Genomic DNA, 207 nt, shown 5'->3' on the forward strand with positions numbered 1-207 from the left:
TTTGGCCATCTTAAAGATGAAACCTCTATTAAAACATGTACAAGTTTAGATGAAGTAAAAAAGGAAATCAAACAATATATGATTTATTACAATTACTATAGATACCAATGGAACTTAAAAAAGATGACCCCTGTTCAATTCAGAGATCATCTTCTTACAGCAGCATAGACTTTTTATAAAATGTCCTTTACAAAGGGTACACTTTAT

1 protein-coding gene is annotated in these 207 nt (G+C 29.0%); it reads left to right on the forward strand.

Annotation, left to right across the window (positions count from 1 at the left end; genetic code table 11):
* On the forward strand, positions 1-168 hold a 168-nt coding region (locus M3600_RS28800), incomplete at its 5' end, for an IS3 family transposase (RefSeq protein WP_251648617.1).
* Between the last annotated feature and the right edge of the window lie 39 nt (positions 169-207).

Origin of the sequence: Niallia sp. MER 6 (assembly GCF_023714395.1) — a bacterium.
Taxonomy (GTDB): Bacteria; Bacillota; Bacilli; order Bacillales; family Cytobacillaceae; genus Niallia.